The organism is Amycolatopsis sp. NPDC043889 (genome assembly GCF_056435645.1).
Genome location: NZ_JBWKEC010000022.1, coordinates 15,908 through 41,971, shown reverse-complemented (window position 1 = coordinate 41,971; position 26,064 = coordinate 15,908). Strand labels below are relative to the sequence as shown.

Annotated in this window: 24 protein-coding genes and 1 pseudogene; 14 read left to right on the top strand and 11 right to left on the bottom strand. The window is 69.1% G+C overall.

The window, feature by feature from the left end:
• The first annotated feature begins 34 nt into the window (after window positions 1–34).
• Complete coding sequence (locus AC0685_RS30900) at window positions 35–697, top strand: hypothetical protein (protein ID WP_478228717.1); 663 nt, start codon at window positions 35–37, stop codon at window positions 695–697.
• Here the strand turns inward: AC0685_RS30900 and AC0685_RS30895 are convergent.
• From AC0685_RS30895 to AC0685_RS30885, 3 genes are read right to left on the bottom strand one after another with little or no spacing between them, the layout of a single operon-like run.
• Window positions 685–1,041, bottom strand: a complete 357-nt coding sequence (locus tag AC0685_RS30895) for a DoxX family protein (protein ID WP_340683312.1) — start codon at window positions 1,039–1,041, stop codon at window positions 685–687. The genes AC0685_RS30900 and AC0685_RS30895 overlap by 13 nt on opposite strands.
• A 39-nt stretch (window positions 1,042–1,080) precedes the next feature.
• Entirely contained in the window at window positions 1,081–2,130 is a 1,050-nt protein-coding gene (locus AC0685_RS30890; RefSeq protein WP_478228716.1) for a DUF2293 domain-containing protein, read from the bottom strand.
• Between the two features lie 18 nt (window positions 2,131–2,148).
• On the bottom strand, window positions 2,149–2,748 hold the full coding sequence (locus AC0685_RS30885; RefSeq protein WP_478228715.1) for a CGNR zinc finger domain-containing protein: 600 nt from the start codon (window positions 2,746–2,748) through the stop codon (window positions 2,149–2,151).
• A gap of 55 nt (window positions 2,749–2,803) precedes the next feature.
• Here AC0685_RS30885 and AC0685_RS30880 point away from each other — a divergent pair, with 55 nt between their 5' ends.
• Window positions 2,804–3,202 (top strand): SRPBCC family protein, encoded by a 399-nt coding sequence (locus AC0685_RS30880; protein ID WP_478228714.1) that lies wholly within the window; start codon window positions 2,804–2,806, stop codon window positions 3,200–3,202.
• Here AC0685_RS30880 and AC0685_RS30875 read toward each other — a convergent pair whose 3' ends face one another.
• Entirely contained in the window at window positions 3,203–3,790 is a 588-nt protein-coding gene (locus tag AC0685_RS30875; RefSeq protein ID WP_478228713.1) for a TetR/AcrR family transcriptional regulator, read from the bottom strand.
• Between the two features lie 93 nt (window positions 3,791–3,883).
• Here AC0685_RS30875 and AC0685_RS30870 point away from each other — a divergent pair, with 93 nt between their 5' ends.
• Window positions 3,884–4,540 carry an FMN-dependent NADH-azoreductase gene (locus tag AC0685_RS30870; RefSeq protein WP_478228712.1) on the top strand — a complete coding sequence of 219 codons (657 nt, stop codon included), beginning with the start codon at window positions 3,884–3,886 and terminating at the stop codon, window positions 4,538–4,540.
• Entirely contained in the window at window positions 4,540–4,854 is a 315-nt protein-coding gene (locus tag AC0685_RS30865) for a DMT family transporter (RefSeq protein WP_478228711.1), read from the top strand. The genes AC0685_RS30870 and AC0685_RS30865 overlap by 1 nt, the downstream gene beginning before the upstream one ends.
• 63 nt (window positions 4,855–4,917) lie before the next feature.
• On the opposite strand, the gene AC0685_RS30860 is transcribed toward AC0685_RS30865, so the two are convergent.
• Complete coding sequence (locus tag AC0685_RS30860; RefSeq protein WP_478228710.1) at window positions 4,918–6,924, bottom strand: prolyl oligopeptidase family serine peptidase; 2,007 nt, start codon at window positions 6,922–6,924, stop codon at window positions 4,918–4,920.
• A 105-nt stretch (window positions 6,925–7,029) separates the two neighbouring features.
• Between AC0685_RS30860 and AC0685_RS30855 the strand changes: the two genes are divergently transcribed.
• The 3 genes from AC0685_RS30855 to AC0685_RS30845 are packed head-to-tail and all read left to right on the top strand — an operon-like array spanning window position 7,030 to window position 8,908.
• Entirely contained in the window at window positions 7,030–7,950 is a 921-nt protein-coding gene (locus tag AC0685_RS30855; RefSeq protein WP_478228709.1) for a neutral zinc metallopeptidase, read from the top strand.
• Window positions 7,947–8,447: a hypothetical protein gene (locus tag AC0685_RS30850; protein ID WP_478228708.1), complete on the top strand. Its 501-nt coding sequence runs from the start codon at window positions 7,947–7,949 to the stop codon at window positions 8,445–8,447. Before AC0685_RS30855 ends, AC0685_RS30850 begins: the two co-directional genes overlap by 4 nt.
• A 29-nt stretch (window positions 8,448–8,476) precedes the next feature.
• Window positions 8,477–8,908 carry a CBS domain-containing protein gene (locus AC0685_RS30845; RefSeq protein WP_340683302.1) on the top strand — a complete coding sequence of 144 codons (432 nt, stop codon included), beginning with the start codon at window positions 8,477–8,479 and terminating at the stop codon, window positions 8,906–8,908.
• A gap of 122 nt (window positions 8,909–9,030) precedes the next feature.
• Here the strand turns inward: AC0685_RS30845 and AC0685_RS30840 are convergent, their stop codons facing one another.
• Window positions 9,031–10,884, bottom strand: a complete 1,854-nt coding sequence (locus AC0685_RS30840) for a glycoside hydrolase family 15 protein (RefSeq protein ID WP_478228707.1) — start codon at window positions 10,882–10,884, stop codon at window positions 9,031–9,033.
• 196 nt (window positions 10,885–11,080) lie between these two features.
• On the opposite strand from AC0685_RS30840, the gene AC0685_RS30835 reads away from it, so the two are divergent.
• The 3 genes and pseudogenes from AC0685_RS30835 to AC0685_RS30825 all read left to right on the top strand — a co-directional run bounded on the left by AC0685_RS30835 (window position 11,081) and on the right by AC0685_RS30825 (window position 13,129).
• Window positions 11,081–11,614 carry a DUF1269 domain-containing protein gene (locus AC0685_RS30835; RefSeq protein WP_478228706.1) on the top strand — a complete coding sequence of 178 codons (534 nt, stop codon included), beginning with the start codon at window positions 11,081–11,083 and terminating at the stop codon, window positions 11,612–11,614.
• Window positions 11,611–12,069, top strand: coding sequence for a DUF7144 family membrane protein (locus AC0685_RS30830; protein ID WP_478228705.1), 459 nt, complete (start codon window positions 11,611–11,613; stop codon window positions 12,067–12,069). The genes AC0685_RS30835 and AC0685_RS30830 overlap by 4 nt, the downstream gene beginning before the upstream one ends.
• A pseudogene (locus AC0685_RS30825) lies at window positions 12,063–13,129 on the top strand (AI-2E family transporter). The gene AC0685_RS30830 and the pseudogene AC0685_RS30825 overlap by 7 nt, the downstream one beginning before the upstream one ends.
• On the opposite strand, the gene AC0685_RS30820 reads toward AC0685_RS30825, so the two are convergent.
• Window positions 13,116–13,748 carry a GAP family protein gene (locus AC0685_RS30820; RefSeq protein ID WP_478228704.1) on the bottom strand — a complete coding sequence of 211 codons (633 nt, stop codon included), beginning with the start codon at window positions 13,746–13,748 and terminating at the stop codon, window positions 13,116–13,118. The pseudogene AC0685_RS30825 and the gene AC0685_RS30820 sit on opposite strands and share 14 nt — an antisense overlap.
• Before the next feature lie 720 nt (window positions 13,749–14,468).
• Here AC0685_RS30820 and AC0685_RS30815 point away from each other — a divergent pair.
• On the top strand, window positions 14,469–17,132 hold the full coding sequence (locus AC0685_RS30815; protein WP_478228703.1) for a winged helix-turn-helix domain-containing protein: 2,664 nt from the start codon (window positions 14,469–14,471) through the stop codon (window positions 17,130–17,132).
• Window positions 17,133–17,164: 32 nt separating this feature from the next.
• Here the strand turns inward: AC0685_RS30815 and AC0685_RS30810 are convergent, their stop codons facing one another.
• The gene (locus AC0685_RS30810) at window positions 17,165–18,730 is read right to left on the bottom strand and encodes a DUF4139 domain-containing protein (protein ID WP_478228702.1); all 1,566 of its coding nucleotides are present in this window, start codon (window positions 18,728–18,730) and stop codon (window positions 17,165–17,167) included.
• A gap of 82 nt (window positions 18,731–18,812) precedes the next feature.
• Here AC0685_RS30810 and AC0685_RS30805 point away from each other — a divergent pair, with 82 nt between their 5' ends.
• The 3 genes from AC0685_RS30805 to AC0685_RS30795 all read left to right on the top strand — a co-directional run bounded on the left by AC0685_RS30805 (window position 18,813) and on the right by AC0685_RS30795 (window position 22,988).
• Window positions 18,813–20,624 carry a Xaa-Pro dipeptidyl-peptidase gene (locus tag AC0685_RS30805; protein ID WP_478228701.1) on the top strand — a complete coding sequence of 604 codons (1,812 nt, stop codon included), beginning with the start codon at window positions 18,813–18,815 and terminating at the stop codon, window positions 20,622–20,624.
• A 295-nt stretch (window positions 20,625–20,919) separates the two neighbouring features.
• Complete coding sequence (locus tag AC0685_RS30800; protein WP_478228700.1) at window positions 20,920–21,774, top strand: M23 family metallopeptidase; 855 nt, start codon at window positions 20,920–20,922, stop codon at window positions 21,772–21,774.
• A 149-nt stretch (window positions 21,775–21,923) separates the two neighbouring features.
• Window positions 21,924–22,988, top strand: a complete 1,065-nt coding sequence (locus AC0685_RS30795; protein ID WP_478228699.1) for a DUF4192 domain-containing protein — start codon at window positions 21,924–21,926, stop codon at window positions 22,986–22,988.
• Here the strand turns inward: AC0685_RS30795 and galE are convergent.
• The 3 genes from galE to AC0685_RS30780 all read right to left on the bottom strand — a co-directional run bounded on the left by galE (window position 22,963) and on the right by AC0685_RS30780 (window position 26,024).
• Entirely contained in the window at window positions 22,963–23,916 is a 954-nt protein-coding gene (gene galE / locus AC0685_RS30790; RefSeq protein ID WP_478228779.1) for a UDP-glucose 4-epimerase GalE, read from the bottom strand. The two genes, AC0685_RS30795 and galE, sit on opposite strands and share 26 nt — an antisense overlap.
• 210 nt (window positions 23,917–24,126) lie before the next feature.
• Window positions 24,127–25,308: a galactokinase gene (galK, locus tag AC0685_RS30785; protein ID WP_478228698.1), complete on the bottom strand. Its 1,182-nt coding sequence runs from the start codon at window positions 25,306–25,308 to the stop codon at window positions 24,127–24,129.
• Entirely contained in the window at window positions 25,305–26,024 is a 720-nt protein-coding gene (locus AC0685_RS30780) for an iron-dependent transcriptional repressor DtxR (protein ID WP_378436529.1), read from the bottom strand. Before AC0685_RS30780 ends, galK begins: the two co-directional genes overlap by 4 nt.
• Window positions 26,025–26,064: the final 40 nt, after the last annotated feature.

Sequence of the window (26,064 nt, the reverse complement as noted above, 5' to 3'; positions counted from 1 at the left end):
CTTGGCACGTACGATCGCGTCAGGGAGGGGATCAGTGATCATCGACGGCGAAATCAGCGATCCGTTCGGCACGCTCGAGCAGGCGCTCTGGATCTGCGGTGGCCAGTGGGCGGGAAAGTCCACCGTTTCCCGGCTGTTGGCGCACCGCCACGGCATCACCGTCTACCACTACGACTTCCACGACGCCCGCGGTCATCAGGACCGCCGCATCGCGCACCGCGTCCGCGATGGTCTGCCCACCACGGATCCTGACCCGGAGACCGTATGGGTGGACACCACTCCCGAACGGATGGCCGCCGACACGATCGCCGGGTTCCCGGTACGGTTCGAATGGGTGCTGGACGACCTGCGCGCGCTGGTCTCCGGACGCCCGATCCTCGCCGAGGGCTGGGGGTTGCGCCCGGACCTGGTCGCGCCGCTGCTGGACTCACCGCGGCGGATGATCGTGATGGTGCCCACCGACGGTTTCCGTGAGCACCAGCTTCGCGCGCTGCCCCGGGCCGCCGCGGTGGCGCACCGGGTCAGCGATCCCGAACGCGCGCAGCGCAACCGGATCGAGCGGGATCGGCTCGTCGCCGAGGACGCCGTCCGTACCGCGAAGGAACTCGGCATCCGGGTGCTGTGGGTCGACGGTTCGGAAGGCGCCGAGGCGGTCGCGGACGTCGTCGCCGAACACTTCGGTCCCTACCTCGCCTGAGCGAGATCGAGGACGAGGGTCGCCACAGCCAGCGCGAAGAGACCGGCGGGGAAGGCGATGTTGTAGAGGACGCGGGCCCGCACGTGGGTGAGGACGGCGCCGAGATAGAACAGCACGAGCCCGACCGCGGCCGCGGTCCCGAGGAACGGCACCCCGAGCAGGCCGAGCAGCAGCCCTGCGGCACCCGCGGCCTTCAGGGAGGCGAGTGCCGGGATCCAGGATTCGGGCACGTTGACCTCGGCCGAGTTCTTGAGGACGAACGGGGCACGTGCCAAGTCGGCGGCGGCGATCCCGGCGTTGCTCGCGATCGCGACGATGGCCACGATGAGATATGCGGTGAACATGCCCACTGGACGAGGCCCGCGCCCGGAACGTGACAGCGGTCAGGAACGCCAGCGTTCGAGCACCGCGTCGATGGTGGTGCGGATGCGGTCGCGGGCGGCCTGCCGGTCCACACCCGCCATGAGGAGGTCGTCGTACTCGGTGTCCAGATGCCGGATCGAGGCGACGACGGCGAGGAACACCGCTCGTTCGGCCAGTTCCCGCCCGGCGGCAGACCGGCCCACTCGGCCACTGCCTCGCTGGCCGGCGTGTTCGGCGATGGCGCGTGCCCGCTCCGGCGGGCAGCCGGGGAACATCTCCGTGATCGCGGTGTGGAACCGGGCGGTGAACTCGACGTCTTCGTGGACGCGGCGTTCGCGATCCCGGTCGCGGCGCCGTTCCCGGACGTCCTCGTCGGCGAGGCATTGTTCCTCGGCGCCGCGCAGCGCCGCTTCCTCGACCAGGAGTCCTTGCCGCTCACTGCGTTTCCGTGACCGGTTGAAGCGGACGACCACGGCGGAGAGCCGGCTCGCCTTCTTCGCCCGGCGGGTCAGCGCGGTGTCGCCGGCGGGCAGGAAGACCAGGTGACCGAGATCGGCGCAGTCGAGGCAGTGCGGCTTTTCGTTCTCCATGAACAGCAGATCGCCGGTGCCGCCGCAGTCGGCGCACGTCCAGTCCTTCAGTGCCACGGAGACGACGAGATCCGGCGTTTTCCGTTGCCGGGCGAGCACTTGCGCACGTTTGGCTTCGGACAGTCCCGGCATGAGCCACTGCGTCCGGAACAGCGGCTCGAGACCGGCCAGTTCACCCGAAGTCACCCGGAGGACCGCCCGGTCGCGGGTCGCGCCGACATGCTCGATCTCCGAGCTTTCGAGGGCCTTTTCCCGCGTCCACCGGTGAAGCGCGCCGAGAGCGAACTCCAGTTTCTCCGCGCTCACGGGCAAGGCCGTGGACAGATCGGGGATCCGCCCCTGATGCCAGCTTTTGACCACGTTCTCCGGCAGCCAGCCGATACCGCTCAGAATGTCGAGCGCGGTCACCGATTTCCGTTTTGCCAGCAGCTTTTCCGCCGTCTCCACGACGCGCTGTTCCAGTTTCGTCTCACCCTGCATCGCCGGGAATCCTAGCGATCACGCGGTTTCGGTGCGGGCCCGGTAGGCCCGGATCTTGGCGCGGTTGCCGCAGCGCTCCATCGAGCACCAGCGGCGGTTGCCCGACCGGGAGGTGTCGAAGAACAGCAGATAGCAGTCGTCCGCGGAACATTCGCGGACGCGGCCGGACCGCTCGCCCGCGACGAGGCCGATGACGTCGCGGGCGACGGCACCGAGAAGTTGTTTCCCGGTGACGGGCGGTGCCCAGGCGAGCCGCCGTGTCTTCGGGTCGACGAGCGGCCTCGGGGTCTCCGCGGTTCCGCTGTTCAGGAGGGCGACGTCGTCGTCCGACGGCGCTTCGCCACGGGAGAGGGCGGGTGCGACGCGGTAAAGGGTGTCCCGGAGTTCCTTGAGCGCGGTGAGTTCGGCGGGCCGGATCCGGACGTCGGTCAGGGGAGCGGTCAGCGCCAGCCGTGAGCCGCTGAACCACTCGGCGAGGGCGGACGGCGTGTGCGCGATTTCGTAGCGCTCGTACGGGCCCGGGCCGCCGGTCAGCATGAGTTCGAGGCTGAGGCTGCCCGGATCGAACCGGTACCGCTCACCCTGGGCGTTGACGAGCAGTCTTGTTCCCGGAGTCATGTAACCACTATAGTCGGTTTCGGAAACCAGGTAAGACGGTTACGGCGGAGGCGTGATGATCGGCAAGACGAAGGACGCGGGCTGGGAGATCGGCGTGTCCAAGACGGTGGCGTATCCGCTGGAGCGGGTTTGGGAGTACATCTCGGGTCCGGGCCTGGCGGCCTGGCTGGGTGACGTGCGGCTGGAGCCGGAGAAGGGCGCGCCGTACGAGACGGCCGAGGGCACCGTCGGCGAGGTCCGCGGCTACCGCGAACAGGAGAAGATCCGCCTCACCTGGCGTCCGAAGGGCTGGGATCACGAGAGCACGGTCCAGGTGGGGCTCCGTCCGGCAGGGCCGGGCAAGACGGTCGTGGTCTTCCATCAGGAGCGGCTCACCGGCCCGGAAGAGCGTGCCGCGCAGCGTGAGCACTGGCAGGCCGTGATGAAGCTCGTCGTCGACGGCCTCGCCGGCTGATCAGGCGAGCGCTCGCCGGGCCTGTTCGGCCAGTGCGTCGGTGATCCGTTCCGCGCTCAGGCCGAGTTCGCCCGTTTGATGGAGGAACACGTCCGCGGCGAGCGGCGCCAGCAGGATGTCGGCGAGCGCGTCCGGGTCCTTCGCTTCCGCCTGCTCGGCGAGGTGGCGGACGTGGGTGCGCCACAGCCGGTACGGCCCGCTGGTGAAACGCGAGTGCCCGACCTCGCTGCCGAGGACGAGATGCGCGTGCCGGGTGAGCAGCCCGATCATCGCCGCGTAGAACGCGGCCAGCCGCTCGGCGGGCGGCGCGCCGGGTCCCAAGGGAGGAGGGCCGGTGAGCAGCCGCTCCTGTAATTCCCGCTCGTGCTCGTCCAGCAGGGCGACGGCGATCGCCGAGCGGTCCGGGTAGCGGCGGTACAGCGTCGCCCGGCCGACCCCGGCCGCTTGGGCGATGTCCTCCATCGTGACGTCCGCGGCCGGGCGCGCCGCGAAGAGCTCTTCGGCGGCCTTCAGGATCTTCGCTCGGTTGCGGGCGGCGTCCGAGCGTTCCCGTCCCGGGCCGTTCGCGAGCAGATCTTCCGTCGGCATGTTCGCAGCCTAGGGAATATCCGGACGCGGCGTCCACTTGTACCCGGCGAAGCAAGTGGACGCCGTGTCCACTTCCTGGTCCGGGAGGTCCCGATGAGCCACCTTCTCCACCTCGACTCCAGTGCCCGCAGCGCGTCGTTCTCCCGCGAGCTGAGTGCTCGTTTCGCCGAGGTCTGGCGCGCCGCGAACCCGGGCGCGGGCTACACCTACCGCGACGTGGCGGCCGACCCGGTGCCACCGATCGGCCAGGCCTGGACCGAGATCTGCGACGCCCTCCTCCAGGCCGGGATCACCGACCCGGCCGGCTACGCCTCGGTGGTGAAGACGCCGGAGCAGCGCGAGGCCTGGGCGGTCATCGAGCCGCTGCTGGCCGAACTGCTCGCCGCCGACGTCGTGCTGATCGGGGCGCCGATGTACAACTTCTCGATCCCCGCGACGCTCAAGCTGTGGATCGACCAGGTCACGTTCCCCAAGATGTCCTTGGCGGGTAAGGCTTTCGTGGTCGCGGGAGCGCGCGGCGGAACCTACCTGCCCGGCACGCCGCGGGAGCCTGCCGACCACCACGAGCGCTACCTTCGCGACTTCTTCGCCGGGCACTACGACGTCCGGGACGTCACGTTCCTGAACTCCGAACTGACGAACGCCCTCGTCGACCCGCGGCTGAGCCCGCGCGATCCCGAACGGATCGCGTCGCGGGACCAGGCGCTCCTCGGCGCCGAAAAGCTGGCTTCGGCCGGAAAGGAAGCCTGATGGGCTGGGGAATCCTGCTGCTGGCGGGAGTCGTCGAGGTCGCCTGGTCGCAGAGCATCAAGCCGACGGAGAACTTCACCCGGTTCTGGCCGACCGTGCTGTGCTTCGTGCTCGGTGTCGCCGCGGTCTACCTGCTGTCGAAGGCGATGGACTCGCTCCCGGTCGGGACCGCGTATGCCGTCTTCACCGGTATCGGCGCGGTGGGCGCGATCGTGTTCGGCATCGTGATCAACAAGGACCCGATCGGTTTCGGCCGGTTCGCGGCGATGGCACTGATCGTCGGAGGGGTGGTGCTGGCGAAGGTGGCGGAGTGAGCCGAGTGTCAGGAAAGGGTCGTTCAGGACATTTCTTGTCCTGAACGACCCTTTCCTGACACGTCAGGCGAGCTTCTCCCACAGGAATTCAAGCATCAGCGCCCATTTGAACGCCAGCTGCTCGTTGTCGGCCGCCGCGCCGTGCCCACCCTCGATGTTCTCGTGGTACCGCACGTCGTGTCCCTGCTCCAGCATCCGCGCGACCATCTTGCGGGCATGCGCGGGATGGACGCGGTCGTCCCTGGTGGAGGTGACGAACAGGACCGGCGGGTACTCGAGTCCGGCGTGGACGTTCTGGTATGGCGAGTACCTCCCGATGAAGTCCCATTCCGCCGGATCGTCGGGGTCGCCGTACTCGGCCATCCACGACGCGCCCGCGAGGAGCTTGTGGTACCGCTTCATGTCCAGCAGCGGCACCTGGCTCACGATCGCGCCGAACAGATGCGGGTAGCGCGTCAGCATGACACCCATCAGCAGCCCGCCGTTGCTGCCGCCCTGGATGCCGAGGCGCGCGGGCTCGCTGATGCCGCGCTCGACGAGGTCGGCGGCGACGGCCGAGAAGTCCTCGTACACCTTGTACCGCTTGGCTTTCGTCACCGAGGTGTGCCAGTCCGGCCCGTATTCGCCGCCGCCGCGGATGTTCGCGACGACGTAGGTGCCGCCGCGCGAGAGCCAGCCGCGGCCGATGATGCCGCTGTAGCCAGGGGTCAGGGAGACCTCGAAGCCGCCGTAGCCGGTCAGCAGGGTCGGCCCGCCCTCGGCATCGGAGGGGCGTACGACGAAGTACGGGATCTTCGTGCCGTCTTCGGATGTCGCGAAGTACTGCGTGACCGTCATGCCCTCGCTGTCGAAGAACGCGGGAGCGCGTTTGAGGACCTCGACGTCGCCCCCGACGTGCCCGTAGCCCAGCGTCGACGGCTGGGTGTAGCCGCTGGAATCGAGCAGGTACTCGTCGCTGACGTCGGGGTCGGTGCCGGTGATCTGCGCGGTGCCCAGTTCCGGGGCGCCGGCGAGCGGGCGGGAGGTCCAGCCGTCGGACGGCGTGAGCACGCGCAGGTCCGTCCGGACATCGGACAGGGTCGAGAGCAGCAGGTGGTTGTGCGTCCACACCCAGTACTCCAGGGACGTGTGCGCGTCCGGCGTGAACAGGGTCGTGAAGAAGCGCTCGCCCGCCATGAACGCGTCGAATCCGGAGGCGAGCAGAGCACCGGAGGGGTACGTCGTGCCTTCGATGGTCCAGTCCGAGCGAAGCCGGATCAGCAGCCACTCGCGGTGCGAGGACGTCTGCGCGTCTTCGGGGACCTCGATGCGGTCGAGCCCGGCGGCCGTCCGGACATACCTTTCCGTGCGATAGAAGTCGATCGACCGGTAGACGAAGTCACGCTCCCAGCCTTCGGTCGGGTCGTGGTGTGCGGACACCGAGACGTCGTCCGCCTTGCCCTCGAAGACCACCGTCGCCTCTTCGAGCGGGGTGCCGCGCCGCCATTCCTTGGCCAGCCTCGGATAGCCCGAATCGGTCAGCGTCCCCGGACCGAAATCGGTGCCGATGTAGACGCGGTCGCGGTCGATCCAGCCGATCCTGGTCTTGGCCTCGGGCACGAAGAACCCGTCTTCGACGAACCGGCGCTCGTCGAGGTCGAACTCGCGGACGACCGTCGCGTCGGCGCCGCCCCGCGACAGTTCGACCAGCGCGCGGTCATAACCCGGGCGGAGGACGGCAGCGCCCTGCCACACCCAGTTCTCGCCCTCGGCCTCGGCCAGCGCGTCGACGTCGAGGAGGAGTTCCCACTCCGGCGTGTCGAGGCGGTACTGCTCCAGGGTGGTGCGGCGCCACAGACCCCGGGGGTTGGCCGAGTCCTGCCAGAAGTTGTAAAGGTATTCGCCGCGGCGCCGGATGTACGGGATCCGGTCGTCGGCGTCGAGGACCTCGCGGACCTCGTCACGGATCCCGCCGAACCGTTCGCCGCCCGCCAGTTCCGCGAGAGCCTCGGCGTTACGGGCTCGCACCCAGCCCAGCGCTTCTTCGCCGGTCACGTCTTCCAGCCACAGGTACGGGTCCTCGTCACTCATACCCACAGTCTCGCCGGGGCCGCGGCCCTCGCGCCACCAGGTGCCCGTTCTTCGCCTGACCCGCTTCTGCTCCGTATGCTGTGGACTCGCACATTGGGGGACACCATGACCGGCACCGACGAGGTACCCGGACCGTTCACGCCTTCGCCGCCTCGCCGGAACCCGGGGGCCGCCGTGGTCGGTCTGCTCATCGTCGCCGCGCTGACCGCCACCGGGATGGCGATGGCGGGCGGACCGCGGACGGTCGACGGCCAGGCCCTCCCGGTGCCCGGCGTGTACACCTCGGAAGGGGCCAAGGCGCCGGCAGGGAACGCGAAGCCCGCGCCCAAGGAGGTGCGGGAACTCGAGACGAACCCGCTGCTGGCGGACGGGGTCGCGCTCGGCGCGGTCACCTGCCGGCTGCCCGCGATCAGCCGCGAGCCGTCGAAACTGGAGACGTACTACAAGGCGTTCGTGTCGTGCCTGGCCGAAGCCTGGAAGCCTGCCTTGGACCAGGCGAACGAGCCCGCGCTGCCGGTGACCGTGCAGGTGACGCTGCCCGAGACCAGCGCCTGCGGAAAGGCGCCGGGCGAGAACGAGGCCGTCGCCTACTACTGCGGTGGCGACACCACGATCTACGCGCCGACCCAGTGGATGCTGGGCGACGCGGGCCTCGAGCGGTCCCGCCATCTCGCGACGATGGCCCACGAGTACGGGCACCACATCCAGCGTTCCAGCGGGATCCTGTCGGCCGCCGCGGAGAAGATGTCGTCGCCGGAGGAGAACTCGCCCGCCGACAAGGAACTGGTCCGCCGCATCGAGCTGCAGGCGAACTGTTTCGGCGCGCTCGCCCTCGCCGCCGCCGCGGGGCGTGGGTCGATCAGCAGGTCGCTGGCCAACGCCGCCCTCGACGATTACGGCCGCGCCGACGACAGCGACACCCACGGCAGCCGTCGTAACCAGATGAAATGGGCGAAGGCCGGGTTCTCCGGGAAGACGACGTCGGCGTGCAACACCTGGGCTGCCCCGGCCTCGGATGTCAAATGACCGACGAAGTGATGGCCGAGATCAACACCGGCCTCCAGCTGCACATCTCCGGTGACCGCGCCGGCGCGCGCGAGAAGTTCGCGGCGCTGTGGGAACGGATCGGCGAGGACGGTGACCCGCTCCACCGGTGCGCGCTCGCGCACTACATGGCCGACGTGTGCGACGACCCGGCCGACGAACTCGCCTGGGATCTGCGCGCTCTCGCGGCGGCCGATTCGCTCACCGACGAACGTGCCAAGGAGTACCACGCGACGCTGGCCGTGCGCGGATTCTACCCGTCGCTGCACCTGAACCTCGCCGAGGACCACCGCAAACTCGGTGATCACGAGGCCGCGAAGGCCCAGTGGCGGCTGGGGCGGGACACACTCGGCGCGCTCGGCGACGACCCGTACGGCCTGGGGATCATCGAGGCGTACGGCGCGCTCGCGGACAGGCTGGGCCTCGAACCGGACTCTCCGGACTTTCGCCCGGGGCGCTCAGGCCATAACCTGGAGTGATTCAGGTCACCTGTCCGGGAGGAGCGCGTATGCGGATTTCCGATCTGTTGCGGAAGAAGGGGACGGCCGTCGCGACCGTCTCGCCGGAGACGAACGTCACCGAGCTGCTCGAAAGACTCGCGGAGCACAACGTCGGTGCCCTGGTGGTCGTGGACGCCGATGGCGGGATAGTCGGGATCGTCTCCGAACGGGACGTGGTGCGCCGGCTCAACGAGCGCGGGCCCCAGCTGCTCGACGGATCGGTGTCCGCGATCATGACCAAGATGGTCGCCAGCTGCGGCCCCGAGGATTCGGTGGACCAGCTGTCCGTGCTGATGACCGAACGCCGTATCCGGCACGTCCCGGTCGTGGCCGACGGCAGGCTCGCGGGCATCGTGAGCATCGGCGACGTCGTGAAGACCCGGATGGAAGAACTGGAGAAGAGCCAAGAGCATCTCGAGGCCTACATCTCGCAGGGTTGAGCCGCGCAAGTGCCATGAGGGTCGTTCCGGGCGCTTGGTCTCGTGGGCGGTAAGGACGGTTGGAGCGCACGCCGGTGGGTGACTGAACGCGGGCCCACCAGAACCGTCCTTACCGCTCACGATCACCTGTACCGCGCGGTCAGCGGCGGCTCCGCCTCCCGGTGCGCTCCGTCGCCGATGGCGCTGTCGAGCGTGAGCGCGGCGTCGATGAGCGCGAGGTGAGTGAACGCCTGCGGAAAGTTGCCGAGCTGCTCGCCGGTCGGGCCGATCTCCTCGGCGTACAGACCGACGTGGTTGGCGTAGGTCAGCATCTTCTCGAACGTCAGCCGTGCCTTCTCCAGGTACCCGGCGCGGGCGAGAGCGGTGACGTATCCGAACGTGCAAAGCGAGAAGGTGCCCTCGTTCCCTCGAAGGCCGTCAGGGGAGACGCGCGGGTCGTAGCGGTAGACGAGGCTATCGGTGACCAGGTCCTTCTCGATGGCGGTCAAGGTCGCCAGCCAGCAGGGGTCGGAAGGAGTGATGAAACCGACGTCGGCCATGCGAAGGAGCGACGCGTCGAGGGAGTCGGAACCGTACCGCTGGACGAAGGCCTGTTTGAGCGGATTCCAGCCGTGCTCCCAGATCTGTTCGTAGACGCGGTCGCGCTCGTGCCGCCAGGAGTCGAGCGCGCAGGGACGGCCGTTTGCCGTCGCGAGGCGAATGCCCCGGTCGAAGGCGACCCAGCTCATGAGCCGGCCATAGGTGAAGTCGGCCTTTCCTTCCCGTGTTTCCCAGATTCCCTCCTCCGGCTGATCCCAGTTCTCCGCGAGCCAATCGAGCAGGCCTGCCAGCGCCTTCCAGCCCTCCTGCCCGACCTTGGCACCCCGTCGATCGGCCTGGTACACGGCGTCGAGCAGTTCGCCGTAGACATCGAGCTGGAGTTGATCGGACGCGGAGTTGCCGATCCGCACCGGCACCGACCCGCGGTACCCGGACCAGTGCGTGAAGGATTCCTCCAGCAGGTCCGATGAGCCGTCCACGCGGTACATGATCTTCAGTCGTCCATCGCCGCGTAGATGGCGTTCCCGGAGCCACTGGGCGAAAGCGATCGCCTCATCCGTGAATCCCAATGCCAGCAACGAAGAGACGGCCAAGGACGCGTCCCGCACCCAGGTGTAGCGATAGTCCCAGTTCCGTTCGCCGCCGATCTGCTCCGGCAAGCTCGTGGTCGGTGCGGCGACCATCGCCCCGGTCGGTGCGAAAGTCAGCAGCTTGAGGGTGATCGCCGATCGCTCGACCATTTCGCGCCAGCGTCCCCGGTATGTCGAGCGGTTCAGCCAGTCGCGCCAATAGCGAACGGTGTCCTCGAAGACCTTCTCGATCTCGGTGACCCGGATCGAGCGCGGCTCCCCGCCGTCCGACTCGAACATGAAACCGCGGACCTGCCCGGTTTCCAAGGCGACCGAGCCGTAGACGCCGCCTTCGATGACGTGGATGTGCGCCAGCTGTGCGTCTCCGGGTTCCCGGACCGCGTGCAGGGTCAAGGCGGACAGCCCGCTGTCGAACAGCGCGCCGTCATCGGTGACGGTGGTGGTGTGCGGTCGGCGCCCGTAGTCGAATCGCGGGACGACGTCCACGGAGAACTCGATGTGTCCGCGCAAGCAGCGGATCATCCGGATCAGCCGGTGGCCGGGGGTCGCGTGTGGTGCGTGCACCGGGCGCATGAAGTCGATGACCTCGCCGGTACCCAGCTTGGTCATGAACCGGGTGATCAGTACGGCGGTGCCGGGAAAGTAGAACTGACGCGAGGTGTACGGCTCCTGGACGGGACGGACACGGCAGTGGCCGCCGCCGGGATCCAGGAGCTTGGCGAACACGCTCGGAGAATCGAATCGGGGACTGCAGAACCAGTCGATCGCGCCGTCGGTGCTCACCAACGCGGCGGTCTGCAGGTCCCCGATCAATCCATGGTCGGCGATCAGCGATGGGTGGTCCACAGGCAACTCCTTGCCGGACGGGCTTTTCGACCAATCTGGACCGTTCCCGGAAAGCCGGGCATCACCTCGGGCGGATGAGTTCCCGGCCTGGGAGGGGAGTACGACGCTCATCCGTCTCAGGTGATGTGCGCGCTCCCGTCGTCACTGTGCGATGGCCGTGGTCGTATCACCAGCTTTCAGAAAGGGACGGTGAGACGTGGACACGTTGACCATCTGGATGTTCCGCTCGGCCGATGGCGCGGACCGCGCGGCGGAGACGCTGAAGAGCCTGGCGAAAAGCCAGCTCATCTCGATACACGACGCCGCGACGGTGACGTGGCCGGAAGGCGCGTCCAAGCCGAAACTCCGCCAGTTGCGCAATCTGGCCGGTCGCGGCGCGCTGACCGGGGCGTTCTGGGGAATGCTCTTCGGCCTGATCTTCCTCGTGCCGCTGCTCGGCGCGGCGCTCGGGGCCGCCGCGGGAACCGTCGGCGGATTGGCGTCGGATTACGGCATCGACGACGACCTGATCCGGCGGATCAGGGGAGAAGTCACCGAAGGCACGTCGGCCCTGTTCCTGCTCAGCTCGGGCGCCGTCATGGACAAGGTGCGACAGGCCTTCAGCGGCCAGGAAACGCCAGAGCTGTTCTTCACGAACTTGACCTCTGAACAGGAGAAGGCACTTCGCGAAACCTTTTCGATGGAACAGGAATTCCAGACCGCCGACGAACCGGGAACGGGGCCGAAATGAGTCAGCATTGGAGTGCCGACGCCGATCTCACCGACCATCGCCAGGGAGAGCACCGGTCCGGGCTACGGCCGATCTGGACCGGGTGGATCTTCTTCGCCAGCGTGATCATGGTCATCCTCGGCGTTTTCAACGCCATCGCGGGAATCGTGGCCCTGGTCCAGGGCGGTTACTACATCGCGGGTCCGGAGTACACGCTCGTCCTGGACCTGACCGGCTGGGCGTGGGCCCATCTGGTGGGTGGTGTGCTGGTGGCGATCGCCGGCGGCGTCCTCGTCTCGGGCGCCATCTGGGCGAGGGTGATCGCGGTGCTCTTCGCCGCCGGCAACGCGTTGACCCATCTGGTGTTCCTCGCGGCGCATCCGCTGTGGTCGACGATCGTGATCGCCCTGTGCGTGACGGTCATCTGGGCGGTCATCGTCCACGGTGACGAAGCCCCGAATCGCGGGTTGTGGTGACAGACCGGCCCACACCTCGAACACCGCGAGCGCTCGTCGTCCTGCTCGGCGCGGCCGCGATCGTGGTCGGTATCGCGGGAATCAAGGCGGTCGCGTGGCTGGTGGCGCCGACGTTGCTGGCGCTCGTCATCGTGATCACGCTCAGCCCCGCACACGGCCGGTTGCGGAGCCTCGGCTTTCCTCGCTGGGCCGCGACGGCGGCGCTCGTGGTGTTCGTTCACGGGATACTCATCGCCTTCTGCGTAGCGATGATCGTGTCGGTCGCCCAGCTCGCCGCGCTCCTGCCACGCTACGCGGACCGGATCGCCGGTCTGTATGCCGAAATCGCCGACGCGCTGGCGGAATTCGGTGCCGGGCAGGCGCAGTTGCGCGACATCCTCAAGTCCATCGACCCCGGCAGCTCGTTTCGTATCTCGGCTCCCTGCTCGCCGATCTGACCGGTGTCACCACGAGCCTGGTCTTCCTGCTGGGATTGCTGCTGTTCCTCAGCGCCGAAACCGCGGACATCGACAGCCGGATCGCCCGTATCGCGGGTGAGCGGGCACGGACGGCCGAAGCGCTGCGCGACTTCGGCCGTCGTGTCCGGGTGTATCCTGGCGGTGACCACGGCCTTCGTCCTCGTCGTCGCGGTAATGGACGTCATCGCGCTGATCTTGCTCAGGGTACCGCTCGCGGCTTTGTGGGGCCTGCTGTCGTTCGTGACCAACTACAACCGACGATCGGCTTTCTGCTCGGCCTCGCCCCGCCTGCCACGCTCGCGGTCCTTGACGGCGGCTGGCAGGCCATGCTGGCGGTGGTGGTGGTCTACGTGGTGATCAATTTCGTGATGCAGTCGCTGCTCCTGCCGCGCTACGTCGGCAACGCCGTCGGGTTGTCCGCCACGGCGACCTTCGTCGCGCTGGTGTTCTGGGCTTGGGTGCTCGGGCCACTCGGGACGTTGCTCTCGGTTCCCGCGACTCTGCTGGCGCCGGCCATGCTCGTCGACGACCCGGCCGGCAGCTGGGTCACGGCGTTGGTGGGTTCGCCTCGCCGGGAACCGGCCGACGTCAGAACAGGATGAGCACGATGAAGAACAGGCATGCCAGGATGTTCAGCAGCCAGCCGTGGGCGTTCGTCCAGTCCCGGATGTCCGGCATGACCCGCGCCGCGCGCCGCCGGAAGAGCAGGTAAGCCAGCAGCGGCAGCGCGGCGATCAGGGTGGTGGTCAGGAGGAACGGGATGGCCGCGCTGAAACCCGCCCCGCTGCGGGCGATGTCGAGGCCGACCACGCACATGACGAGCACGTCCGAGGGGAAGAACGCGATGAGCAGGAATCCGGTGCGGAACCCGCGCCCGGGACCCGCCGACATGAGCGATCCGAGCCATTTCGGCGGGTCCGCGGTTTCGCGGTGCGTCCAGTTCCAGATCGCGACCCCCACCAGGATCGCGACCAGTACGTACTCGATGATCGTGTAGAGCGAGCCGTCCGAATCGGAGACGAGGGGATCTGGCGGCAGGAACCCCGCGAGCCAGGTCGTGAGCGCGGTTCCGGCCGTGGCGGCCGCCGCGACGCCCGCCACGAACGCGAGCGATGTCGGCACCGCGCGCGCCGTCGTGATCAGGATCAACGCCGACACGAACTGCGGCCCGGCCATCATGGTGATCGCGAGCGGGAGCACGGTGAGCGAGTCATCCGTCATTCCGTGACTCCCGTCCGAGATCGCTCTTCAGCAACGAATCGCGTTGCCCGCCAACGCTTCGCTTGTCGGTGACGGGCAACGCACGCACGGCGGTCTCACCGCCGGAAGTTCGGATGCGGTACCGGGTGGAGTTCGCCTCCGCGTTTCCTCGGGCCCATTCGCCACGCCCTCCGACGCCCCGACACGCGCAGCTCCTGCGGGCCAACGGGGAGCTGCTACCCGGTACCGCATGCGGACGGCGGAGCCTTGGGCTGGGGCAGGCTTCGCGATCCGCTGACTCCAGAATGCGCCCTTGGGGCACGGAGCTCCTCCTTCATGGCGGGTGAAAACGAGCCCTCGGCTTCGTTACCCAACACTAGAAATCGATTCTAGCGGCGGCCACCCTTTTGGACGAGGGGCCGCGGTCACCGGTCCCGACTCACCCGCAAAGGAGGAGGTGACCGCCGCTTGGGGTGAGCAAAATCGGTCCCCTCACCCGTTCTGGGGAATCGAAGGGAGTGAATCGGTGAGCACTGCGCCGCATCTTCGGTCCAGAGCAAAACTCGTCCTGATGGGAATGACATTCGTTCTGGTTCTTTCGGCGCAACCGGGGGCCAGCCGGTCCTCAGGGACAGTGGACGCCGTTATTTCCGGTCTCGCTTTCGTCTTCACCGGGATTTCTCGGGTCTTCGCCTTCGTCTGGCATGTCATCTCCAGCACGGCGATGTCATGCACCGGCCGGTGACCCCTGCCGAAGGTGCGGAACCGGGCGCGCACGACGTAGACCCGGTCGTGGTGCCGTCGCCGAAGCTCGCACCACCACCGTCCGCCTGCGACATTCTCGAGCGGGACCGGTTGCTGGACGTCCTCGATCAGGCCACCACCGGCCAAACCCCCAGCGTCACGCTGATCAACGCACCCGCGGGATCCGGCAAGACCGTGCTGCTCGGCAGCTGGCTGGGGCGGAGAGCACGCCACCACGCCACCGACGAACATGTAGCGTGGATTTCGCTGGACGCCAACGACAACAAGGTATTCTCACTGTGGTCGTCGATCCTCTGCGCGCTTGACCGAAGCGTCGAGGACGACGTCGTCTCCGAACTGACGCCGGCGCGGGACGCTTCCGCTCACGAAGGCATCGCCGCCTTCATCGACATGTGCGACCGGCTCTCGCGGCCGGTGATCCTGGTGCTGGACAACGCACACGAGCTGTCCGCACCGGCCGCGATCAAGAACGTGAACATGCTTTTGCGCTACCTGCCGTCCGGAGTGCGGGTCGTCATCGCGACCCGGTTCCCGCCACCGCTGATCCTGCCCCGGCTCCGGCTGGAAGGCAGGCTGCGGGAAATCACGGCGCACCAGCTGAACTTCACCGAGCAGGAAACCGGAAGACTGCTCGCCAGGCAGAACCTCGCGCTGACGAAGGCGGATCTGGACAAGATCTCGGAACGGACGGAGGGCTGGGCGGCGGGCCTGCGTTTCCTCACCCTTTCACTGGCCGCCTCATCGGACGCGAGCGAGACGATTCGAGCATTCACCGGCGACGACCGCCTGCTGGCCGAATACCTGTCCGGGGAGATCCTCGGCCCGCAACCCGCGTACATCCGTGAGTTCCTGCTGAGCACCTCGGTGTGCACTGACGTCACCGACGAGCTGGCCACCCGGCTGACCGGGCAGGAGAACTCCGGGCAGATTCTGCACACGCTCGCCCGCACCAACGCGCTGGTCACCCGGCACGGCCGAGACCGTCCTCGATACCGCTGCCACCCCTTGCTCCGCGACTACCTGCGTGCCGAGCTGACTCGCCGTCACCCGCGGGCCTACCGCAGGCTCCACCGTTCGGCGGCCGAATGGTTCACCGACTCCGGCGACGTGCTCACCGCGCTGGAGCACAGTGTCGCCGCGCAGGACGAAGAGCAGGTCACCCGGTACATCCAGCGGTTCGGGCTGCAAACCGTCCTCAAAGGACAAGGATCGCGATTGCACACGCTGCTCGGCGCGATTCCGGAGCACATCCTGGCCCGGCCTCAGGTGGCACTCACCGCGGCGGTCGCCGCCCTCGACTCTCATGACCTCGTGACCGCGGACCGATACCTCGGCAGGGTCGACAATTCGGCGCAGCCCCTTCGTTCCGGGCGTCTGCGCGCGTTGAACGCCGTGGCCGTCCTCTATCGGGCGAGATTCGGCGGGAACATGGAGAAAGCGCTCGCCGAACTCCGCGCCACGAGCGCGGGCGATTCCGGCGATTTCGACCTCGACCTGCTCGCCCTCCTCACCCGCGGGACCGCGGCTCTGTGGCTGGGTGGCCTCTCGAACGCCACCCGCGATCTGGAACGCGCGCTGCGGATGGCCACTCCGGAGCGGCGCGACGCAGTCAGCCTGCAGTGCAGGACCCACCTCGCGGCCATCGCGTGCGTACAGGGTGACCTCGCCGGGCTGGCGGTGCACACCAATGCCGCCCTCGAGCTGGCCCGTGCTCGCGGCTGGGAGGAGACCGCGCGGACCGCCTTCCTGTATGCGGTTCTCGGGCTGGCGGCCTATCAGAGGCTGGACCAGGAGAGCGCCCGCCGGTTCTCCGCACTGGCGACTCACCTTTCGCCCGCGGCCGTGGAGCCGGCCGTGGAAATGCTGACGGTGACACTCAGCGCCGCCGTCGAATTCGATCTCGCCGCCGATCCGCACGCGGTCGTCGAAGCGCTGCGGGGGCACCGGCAACGGCTCGCGGCGCAGCCGAGCACTCCCTGGCTCGTCGCCTATACGGCTCCGATCGAACAACGACTGGCCCTTCGCGTCGGAGAACCCACCTGGGCGGCGGACGTGACCGAACAGAATCGGCACCTGCTGGCCCCCTACGCGGAGCACGCGCTGCTCACCGCGCTCATGCACATTCACCGCGGCAGAACCGGCGCCGCACGCCGCCGCCTGCAGCCGGTGATCGAGTGCCAGACCAGCCCTCTGGTGGCGCGTACCTTGATCGACAGCTGGCTCCTCGAAGCCGTTCTCGCCGACCAAGCCGGTGAACAGAACCGGGCGCACAACGCCGTCGGCCGTGCACTCGACCTCGCGGCACCCCAGCAGGCGTTACGGCCCTTCCACGACGCCGGGCAGCACATCCGGGAACTACTGGTTTGCGGAGCCGGGAGGTTCGGGCGTAGCGAAGAGTTCGCGGGTACCGTGCTGCAGGCACTACCGGCCGGCCCCGCGCCCCCGGTCGAATCCCTCACCTCACGCGAGCTCGAACTCCTCACCGAATTGCCGTCGATGCGCACCGCGGAGCAGATCGCCGATTCGCTCTTCGTGTCGGTGAACACGGTCAAGACCCATCTTCGCGGCATCTACCGGAAGCTCGGCGTCAACCACCGCCGCGACGCCGTCGTCGCCGCACGCCGGCGCGGCCTGCTGTGAGTTCCGCCGCCCGGGGTGGCCGGGTGAACCGTCTACTCCCGCCAGCCCGCCAGCTCGACCCCCTTCGCGACGTCCACCCGGTACCCGAGCGTCACGACGGCCTTCGCCCCCGGAGCGAGTGTGAGCCGCCAGGTGAACTCACCCAGCTCGGTCCGCTCCGCCGGTTCCGGCACGGTGCGCACGTCCCGGACGGTGATCGCGTCGTCCCGGGAGACCGGCGCCTGGTCCAACACGGTCACGACGGCTTCGCGCGGGCTGTGGTTGACGATGGTCGTGGTGTAGGCGGCTTCCCGCTTGCGGACGCCGGACAGTGTCGCCTTGCTCGCCGTGCGGTGCGTGAGTTCGCGCTCGATCCGGATCCGGTCGTCCACGCCGAGGGCGAGTTCGAGTTCCTCACCCGGCGCCCAGACGTCCAGCCGGGTGGTGCCGACGAATTCCGTCTCGTGGAACACAGACGCCTTGCCCGGCCGCAGGGTGTGCTGCGAGGTGTTGACGACGGTCGCCCGCAGGAACGCCTCCGGCGACACCACCGGAGCGGTGACGTAACCCAGTTTCGCGGTCAGCTCCAGCTGCGCGAGCGTCGTGCGGTGACCCTGCGCTCCCGAAGGGACCGCCACCGGGCGGCCGGGCCGGTAGGTGACCGCGGTGGTGCCCTGTTCGACGGACGCGGTCCGCGCCGCCATCGGGGGCGCGCCGGGGGCCGGCATGCCCACCGACTCCGGGATCCCGCCGCCCGCGGGCGACGCGCCGCCGTACGCCATGCGTGCCATCGACGGCGTGTACTCCCGCACGCGGTCGAGGAACCACGGATCGAGTTCCGGCACCTCCACGGTGTTCGCCGGCCGCGCGGTGGAGAGGGCCAGTTCGCATTCCGGCCAGTCCTCACCGGTGTGCTGGGTGATCCGCCCGTACCAGGTCAGCGAGACGTCCTCGCCGCGGACGCGTACGTCGTAACCCGGCTCCCAGCACGCGTTCGCGACCACATAGGACAGCTCGAGGCCGATTTCCGCGCCGTCCTCCTGGCTCTCCAGCTCGACCGTGACCGTCGCGCTGTCCACTTCGGACGTTCCTTGTTTCGCCTCGATCTCGCGGTCGAGCGCCTTGAGGTCGTCGCGGAGCCGCGCGAGGCGGATGCCGAGTTCGCGGCGTTTCCCGAGCGCCTCGGCCAATTGCGTGCCGAGCGCGTCGGTGACTTCGGCGACCCGGGGCGGTTCCGCCGTACCCGCCGCGAGCGCCTTCGCGAAACTCTTGCCGCTGCGTGTCGCCAGCCCGGTCAGCAGATCGACCTTCGCGGATTCCGCGGTGACGGCGTCCGCGACCTCGTCGACCACCGCCTGATCGGCGTGCCGCTGCTCGGTCAGCGCGCGCAGGGAGGCGTCCGCGGGCGCGGGATGGCGTTCGACGGCGACGTCGACCCCGGCGATGACCGCCGGGCCGGAACCGGTGACGCGGACCGAGTCGGTGTCCAGGTTCCACGGCAGGCCCGCGAAGGCGAAGCGCGTTTCGCCGTCGAGTGCAGCCGAAGCCCGTCTGGTGATCCGGGCGTGGTGCGGGTAGACGGTGACGGCGACGATCGGTGCTTCCAGTGCGCTCGGCATGCCTCCGACGTTAGTCTCTTGACACCTGTTCGGGTGGCCGGAAACCTCAGCTGGGTCTTGCCCGCCCGCCATTGGGGGTCCTGTGAGAGTCGCCAGGCTCGCTGCCCTGTTCACCGCCGTTCTGGTCCTTCCGGCGACGGCGTTGCCCGCTCAAGCCGACGCGCCGCCGACGCCGGTCTTCAAGGACGGCCAAGCCCAGCCGGTGTTCGACCCGGCGGACGTCATCCGGGAGAACGTCTGGGTCACCGCGCCGGTCGACAGTGACCGCGACGGCAAGGACGACCTCGTGCACGCGGAGGTGGTGCGGCCCCGCGCGACGCAGCAGGGCATGAAGGTCCCGGTCGTCTACCAGGCCAGCCCGTACTACGCGGGCGGCAACGACGTCGCGAACCACAACGTCGACGTCGAGCTGTACGTGCCCGGCGCGAAGCGCGTCCCCGCGGGCCCGCGGATCGCGACCAAGACCGTCGGCCCGAACGCCGCCCCGATCAGCTGGCGCTACCAGGACTACTTCACCGCCCGCGGGTTCGCGGTGGTGTACGGCGAATCGCTCGGCAGCGGCCAGTCCACCGGCTGCCCGAGTAGTGGCGACGTCAACGAGACCATCGGCGCGAAGTCCATTGTGGACTGGCTGAACGGCCGCGCGACGGCGCGGGACGCGGCGGGCAAGGCCGCGGTCGCGGACTGGAGCACCGGCAAGACCGGCATGATGGGCGTCTCCTACAACGGGACGCTGCCCAACGCCGTGGCCAGCACCGGCGTCGAGGGGCTGGAGACGATCGTCCCGATCGCGGCGATCTCCAGCTGGTACGACTACTACCGCAACGACGGCGCCGTCGTCGCGGCAGGCGGATTCCAGGGCGAGGACGCGGACGTGCTCGCCGATTACGTCCACACGCGACAGGATCGCGCCGTCTGCCGTCCGCTGATCGACGGCATCGCGGTCGACCAGGACCGCGTGACCGGTGACTACAGCCGCTTCTGGGACGCGCGGAACTACCGCAACGACGTGAACAAGGTGCGGGCCTCAGTGCTCGTGGTGCACGGCTTCGGCGACTGGAATGTCAAGACCGACCAGGGCACCCGCTGGTACGAGATGCTCAAGGCGCGCGGCGTCGAGCACAAGATCTGGCTGCACCAGGCCGGGCACGCCGACCCGTACAGCCTCCGCCGCGACGTCTGGCTCGCCACGCTGAACAAGTGGATGTCGCACTACCTCTACGACGTGGACAACGGCATCGAGCGTGAGCCGAAGGCCACCATCCAGCGTGAGGACAAGTCGTGGGTGGACGAGCCGGAGTGGCCGCTGCCCGGCACCCAGGACGTCAAGCTCTACCCGTGGCCCGGCGGCTCGTCGAAGGGCAAGCTCGACACGCGCAACCCCGTTCCGGGCAAGGCCGCCGTCGAGACGCTGGCGGACGACGCGAGCAAGACGATCGAACAGCTGGCGGCCGCGGCGTCGTCGGGCCACCGGCTGCTGTACTCGACCACCGCGGCGAAGCAGCCCGTGCGGCTTTCCGGGACCGTGAAGACCGACCTGTCGCTGTCCTTCGACAAGCCGGCCGCGAACGTGACCGCGGTGCTCCTCGACCGCGCTCCGGACGGGACGGCGAAGGTGATCACCCGCGGCTGGACCGACCCGCAGAACCGGCGCGACCCCGCCCGCACCGACCCGATCACCCCTGGTGAGAACTACAAGGTCGAGGTGGAACTGGTCGCGAAGGACTACCTGCTCGCGGCCGGGCACAAGATCGAGTTCCTGGTGGCCTCCAGCGACCACGACTACACGCTCCGGCCGAAGCCGGGCGCCGGTGTCTCAGTCGAGCTGAACCGTACTTCGCTGGTGCTGCCGGTGGCGGGTGGCAAACCCGCGCTGCGAGCCGCTTTCGGCTGAGCGAGCCTGCTCCGGATGTCCGGCGCTCACTCTGCCGCGACGTCCGTGAAGGCCTCCTTCCTTACCCTGAGGGCAGGGAAGGAGGCCTTCACTACGTCATCGATGTGCCGTGGTGACGCCGAGGCCGAGGGCGTGTTGCGAAGTGGCTTTCGCGGCACGCGATGGCGGCGCCGGACGGGACGGGGTCCGGCGTTTCGGGCGGAAAACCCCGACCCGACCTCGGGCTTGTACGGAAAATGTATTTCCCCCGGCTTTGCTTCGGGCTGTCCGGCTTCCCCACCTGATGGAGGTCTCCATGTCCAGGTTGCGCCGTTTCGCAGTGCTCGCCGCGGCCGCCGTCATCCCCGCGCTCGGCCTGACCCTCGCCGGTACGACGCAGGCGTCGGCCGCCCCGAACTTCCAGGTCCCGTTCAAATGCGGCGTCACGGTCACGGCGGCGACGTTCAGCGGGCACAGCCCGGCGAACTCGGTCGACTTCCAGAAGTCGGGGATCACCGGGATGCCGGTGCTGGCGTCGGCGGGCGGCACCGTCACCAGGGTCGCCAACGAGGGCAGCACGAGCTACGGGCGCTGGGTCGAGATCGACCACGGCGGCGGCTGGCGTACCCGGTACGCGCACCTGTCGACCCAGTCCGTGTCGGTCGGCCAGGCCGTCAGCCTCGGCAAGCAGATCGGCACGGCCGGGGCGACCGGCGGCGTGACCGGCCCCCACCTGCACTTCGAACAGCGGCTCAACGGGGTCGCGCAGAAGGCGGTGCTGAACGGGGTCGCCGTGCCGTACTACGGCCACACCAACTTCACCAGCAAGAACTCGTGCGGCGGCAACCCGTACGAGGCCACCGAGGTGTGTGGCAGCGGGTTCTCGGTCGTCGACTCGCAGGGGCTCGCGAACGGTTCGGGTACCGCGTACCTGCTCTACAACGCGTCGACCAAGGCCAACTGCGTCACCACGCTGAAGGCGGTTTCGCTCGGCACCGCGTCGCCGGTGTCGGCGTTCCTCGAAGTCCAGGGTTCCGCTCGCGTGACCGACTCCGGCAGCTTCGCCTACTACGCCGGCCCGGTGAAGAAGACGGCCGCCGCGACCTGCGTCAAGTGGGGCGGCTCGGTCGGGTCGAACGCCTACGAGAGCCCGTTCGAACACTGCGGCTGACCCCGCGGGCCGGGAACTGTAGACCACCCCACCGACAGGATCGGCGTCCCCGCGCTCGGTCCCGCGGCGGTTGTCCACAACGGTCCCGGCTGTCCACAGATGTGTCGTGCCCCCACCCGGCGGCCCCATTCCCGCCGCAAGGTGGGGGCATGACCACATCGACTCCGACCGGCAGGACCAAGGTCAACCTGACGGATCCGGCGGACCTGCTCGCCGCGATCCCGTACCTCCTCGGATTCCACCCCGAGGACTCCGTCGTCGTCTTCGGCCTCCGCGACCAGGACCGCAAGCGTCAGGGCCTCCTCATGCGTGTGGACCTGCCGCCGCCGGGCCTGGAACAAGACCAGGCGCGTGAACTCGCGGTCCGGCTCGCCCTGACCGGCCACACCGGCGCCATCGTCGCGGTGGTCGGTGGCGGTCCCGCGAACAAGGCGGGACGGCCCCCGCGCCGCCGGTTCGTCCGGCGCGTGGAAGCCTCGCTGGCCGAGTACGGCATCCCGCTGCTGCATTCGGTATGGGCACCGCGTATCGCCGCCGAGGTGCGCTGGGCGTGCTACCGGGAAAGGACCTGTGGCGGTCTGCTGCCGGATCCGCGCGATTCGGTGGCCGCCGCGGTCGTCACCGGTGCCGGGCAGGTCACCCACGCGAGCCGGGACGAACTCGAGCGACTCTTCGACCCCGTCGCGCCGGAGGCGCTCGCCAGACGCGCCGATCTCCTCACCAGGCTGGACGATCCACCATGGAGGGCCCCGGACCTCGTCCAGGCCGGGATCGCCGAGGTGAACGCCGCGCTCGCCCGCGCGGACAGCGGCGACCCGGCGATCACGGACGACCAGGCCGTCCGGCTGGCCTGGGCGCTTTCCCTGGTCGAGGTCCGCGGCGCCTGCATGCTCACCGCCGCCCCCGCGGACTCAGCGCTCGCCCGCGCGGCGGAGGATCTCTGGCTCACGCTTGCCCGCGAAATCCCGCCACCGGAAGCGGCCGAGGCGCTCGCCCTGAAGGCGCACGCCGCCTATGTCCGGGGCGACCTGGCGACCGCCGGGATCGCCTTGGCCAGGGCAGGCGAAGCCGACCCTGGGCACGGGCTGACGAAACTCCTGGCCAGGGCTCTGGACGCGATGGTGCCGCCGTCCGACGTCGCCGACGTGGTCCTTCGGCAGCGAGCCGAAGGAACGCAAGAGATCGGCCTCAGGCGTTCTGGCGGGACCGCGTGAACGCCCAGGCGTCGGCGACGATGCCGTCGAGGTCGGTGCGCTCGGGCTTCCAGCCGAGTTCGTCACCGGCCCGCTCGCTGGAGGCCACCAGCACCGACGGGTCGCCCGCCCGCCGCGGGGCCACCGCGGCGGGGATCTCGTGGCCGGTGGTGCGGCGGCACGCCTCGATCACCTCGAGCACCGAGAACCCGGTGCCGCTGCCGAGGTTGTAGATGCGGTGTTCGCCGTCGGCCGCGTGGCGCACGGCCAGCAGGTGCGCGTCGGCGAGGTCGACCACGTGGATGTAGTCGCGGATGGCGGTGCCGTCCGCGGTCGGGTAGTCGTCACCGAAGATCTGGATCCGCTCGCGGTCCCCGGTGGCGACCTGGAGCACGAGGGGGATCAGATGGGTTTCGGTGGTGTGCCGCTCGCCGAAGGAGCCGTAGGCGCCGGCGACGTTGAAGTAGCGCAGGCTGACGGCGGCGATGCCGTGGGCGCGCGAGAACGAGGTGATCGCGTGGTCGATGGCCAGCTTCGTCGCACCGTAGGTGTTGGTCGGCTGGGTCGGCGCCGTCTCCGGGATGGGGGAGGACTCGGGCTCGCCGTAGGTGGCCGCGGTGGAGGAGAACACCAGCCGCTTCGTGCCGTGGTCGCGCATCGCTTCGAGCAGGCGGAGCGAGGTCAGGACGTTGCCTTCCCAATACTTCGCCGGATCCGTCATGGACTCGCCGACCAGGGACTTGGCGGCGAAGTGGAGGACACCGTCGAAGCCGTCGCCGAGCAGCCGCCGGGCGACCTCGGCGGCGTCGCCCTCGACGAAGGTGGCGTCCGGGTGCACCGCGTCGGCGTGCCCGGTGGAGAGGTCGTCGACCACGGTGACGTCGTGCCCGGCCTCGATGAGGCGGGCCGCGCAGACGCTGCCCACATAACCGGCTCCGCCCGTCACCATCAGCTTCAGGGTCTTGGTCGGTTCGTCGGTCACGTTCGCGCCTTTCTGCTGCGGATGCGGTCGCGGCCCAGTGTCCTCGCCCCCGGGCACCGGCCGCGCCCCGGGGTGCGGGTGCGGCTCACGGAATCCGGCGTCGGCGTGTTCCGTCTCCAAGCACGCGTGTCCCGTGCCTGGACACGCGAATCACGCCAAAGCGGGGCCGAACCCGCGCTAGAGCTCGTCGCGGCCCGCGCCACGCGATGGCACGGCGGTGAACAGCCTGGGGTGGCGCAGATCCGCCGCTTCGTACGCGGCCTTCACCGCTCGCCCGACGGTGTCCACATCGGACTCGCGGACCAGCGCGATCGCGGAACCCCCGAAGCCGCCGCCGGTCATCCGCGCGCCGAGGGCCCCGGCTTCGCGGGCCGAATCGACGGCGAGGTCGAGTTCACGGGTGGAGATCCGGTAGTCGTCGCGCATGCTCACATGCGAGGCGTCCAGGTGCGGACCGATCTCGGTGATGCGGCCCGCCCGCAGCAGGTCCACGGTGTCGAGGACGCGCTGGTTCTCGGTCACCACGTGGCGCACCAGCGGTACGAGGTCGTCCGGCAGCCTGCCGAGCGCGGCGTCCAGCCCATCGACGCTGATATCCCTCAGCGCCTTCACCTCGAGCAGTTCCGCGGCACGCTCACAGCCCCGGCGGCGTTCGCCGTAGCCGCCCTCGGCGTGCGAATGCTTCGTGCGGGTGTCCATGATCAGGATACGGACGCCCGATTCCTCCAGCGGGAACGGCACCTGTTCCATCTCGCCGGAGCGGACGTCGAGGAACAGCACGTTCGATTCCGTGCAGCACAGGGAAGCGGTCTGGTCGAGCAGACCGGTCGGCGCCCCGACGAAGTCGTTCTCCGAACGCTGCACCCAGCGGGCCACTTCGTGCAGGCTCGGCGAACCCCCGCCGGTGCCCGGAATGGTGCCCGCCAGCCCCAGCAGGGCGAGCGCGACAGCGCATTCGAGCGCGTGGGAGGAGGACAAGCCCGCCCCCGACGGCACGTTCCCCGCGATCGCCACGTCCGCGCCGACGCCGAGGCCCTGGTCACGCAGGACCCACGCGACCCCCGCCGGATACGCGGCCCACCCCTCGACCGAGCCGGGCCGCAGGTCGGCGACGGTCAGCGGGCCGGATTCCTGGACCCGGCCGTCCGAGCCGAGGGTGGCCACGGTCAGCACACCGTCCTCGCGCGGCGTCGCCGCGGCGGCGAGCCGGTGCGGCAGGGCGAACGGCAGCACGAAACCGTCGTTGTAGTCGGTGTGCTCTCCGATCAGATTCACCCGGCCCGGCGCGGACCAGACCCCGGACGGAGCCCGGCCGTGGAGGGCCAGGAAGGTCTCCGCGGCGTCGGACGCGGCGCTCACCTGGCCTGCGCCAGCACGGCGTGCAGCGCTGACACGGGCACCTGCGCGGTGTTGCTCCCGCCGGTGACCTCGATGGTGCCGCCGGGCGCCGTCTTGCCGACCTTGACCCGGCTGCCGGGCACGATGCCGACCGACTTGAGCTCCGTCATCAGCGTCTCGTCCAGCTGGACGTGCTCGGCGATGCGGCGGATCTCGACCTCGCCGCCGCCCATGCGGGCGAACTCGTCGAGCCGCACGAGGTCGGCTTCGGCGGGTGGAGCGGGATCGCCGTCGCCGAGCTTGTCGAGCCCCGGGATCGGGTTGCCGTAGGGCGACGTGGTGGGGTGGTCGAGCAGCTTGACCAGCTTGCGCTCGACGGCCTCGCTCATCACGTGTTCCCAGCGGCAGGCCTCGTTGTGGACGTGCTCCCACTCCAGGCCGATGACGTCGACCAGGAGGCGCTCGGCCAGCCGGTGCTTGCGCATGACCGCGATGGCGAGTTCGCGACCGTGCTCGGTCAGCTGCAGATGCCTGTCGTCCGCGACCACGACCAGTCCGTCGCGCTCCATCCTGGCGACGGTCTGGCTCACGGTCGGGCCGCTCTGCTGCAGCCGCTCCGCGATCCGGGCCCGCAGCGGGACGACACCTTCTTCTTCGAGCTCGTAGATGGTACGCAAGTACATCTCTGTGGTGTCGATGAGATCGTTCACGCTGTCCCCTTCGTCCGCGTTGCTCATCGTAGTCGCTGGCACTGACAGCGACGCAGGCGTGGGGAGA

Coding starts and splice junctions, on each gene's coding strand:
- AC0685_RS30895 (WP_340683312.1), bottom strand. CDS start 1,041: ATGTTCACCGCATATCTCATCGTGGCCATCGTCGCGATCGCGAGCAAC.
- AC0685_RS30890 (WP_478228716.1), bottom strand. CDS start 2,130: ATGCAGGGTGAGACGAAACTGGAACAGCGCGTCGTGGAGACGGCGGAA.
- AC0685_RS30885 (WP_478228715.1), bottom strand. CDS start 2,748: ATGACTCCGGGAACAAGACTGCTCGTCAACGCCCAGGGTGAGCGGTAC.
- AC0685_RS30880 (WP_478228714.1), top strand. CDS start 2,804: ATGATCGGCAAGACGAAGGACGCGGGCTGGGAGATCGGCGTGTCCAAG.
- AC0685_RS30875 (WP_478228713.1), bottom strand. CDS start 3,790: ATGCCGACGGAAGATCTGCTCGCGAACGGCCCGGGACGGGAACGCTCG.
- AC0685_RS30870 (WP_478228712.1), top strand. CDS start 3,884: ATGAGCCACCTTCTCCACCTCGACTCCAGTGCCCGCAGCGCGTCGTTC.
- AC0685_RS30865 (WP_478228711.1), top strand. CDS start 4,540: ATGGGCTGGGGAATCCTGCTGCTGGCGGGAGTCGTCGAGGTCGCCTGG.
- AC0685_RS30860 (WP_478228710.1), bottom strand. CDS start 6,924: ATGAGTGACGAGGACCCGTACCTGTGGCTGGAAGACGTGACCGGCGAA.
- AC0685_RS30855 (WP_478228709.1), top strand. CDS start 7,030: ATGACCGGCACCGACGAGGTACCCGGACCGTTCACGCCTTCGCCGCCT.
- AC0685_RS30850 (WP_478228708.1), top strand. CDS start 7,947: ATGACCGACGAAGTGATGGCCGAGATCAACACCGGCCTCCAGCTGCAC.
- AC0685_RS30845 (WP_340683302.1), top strand. CDS start 8,477: ATGCGGATTTCCGATCTGTTGCGGAAGAAGGGGACGGCCGTCGCGACC.
- AC0685_RS30830 (WP_478228705.1), top strand. CDS start 11,611: ATGAGTCAGCATTGGAGTGCCGACGCCGATCTCACCGACCATCGCCAG.
- AC0685_RS30820 (WP_478228704.1), bottom strand. CDS start 13,748: ATGACGGATGACTCGCTCACCGTGCTCCCGCTCGCGATCACCATGATG.
- AC0685_RS30810 (WP_478228702.1), bottom strand. CDS start 18,730: ATGCCGAGCGCACTGGAAGCACCGATCGTCGCCGTCACCGTCTACCCG.
- AC0685_RS30800 (WP_478228700.1), top strand. CDS start 20,920: ATGTCCAGGTTGCGCCGTTTCGCAGTGCTCGCCGCGGCCGCCGTCATC.
- AC0685_RS30795 (WP_478228699.1), top strand. CDS start 21,924: ATGACCACATCGACTCCGACCGGCAGGACCAAGGTCAACCTGACGGAT.
- galE (WP_478228779.1), bottom strand. CDS start 23,916: ATGGTGACGGGCGGAGCCGGTTATGTGGGCAGCGTCTGCGCGGCCCGC.
- AC0685_RS30780 (WP_378436529.1), bottom strand. CDS start 26,024: ATGAGCAACGCGGACGAAGGGGACAGCGTGAACGATCTCATCGACACC.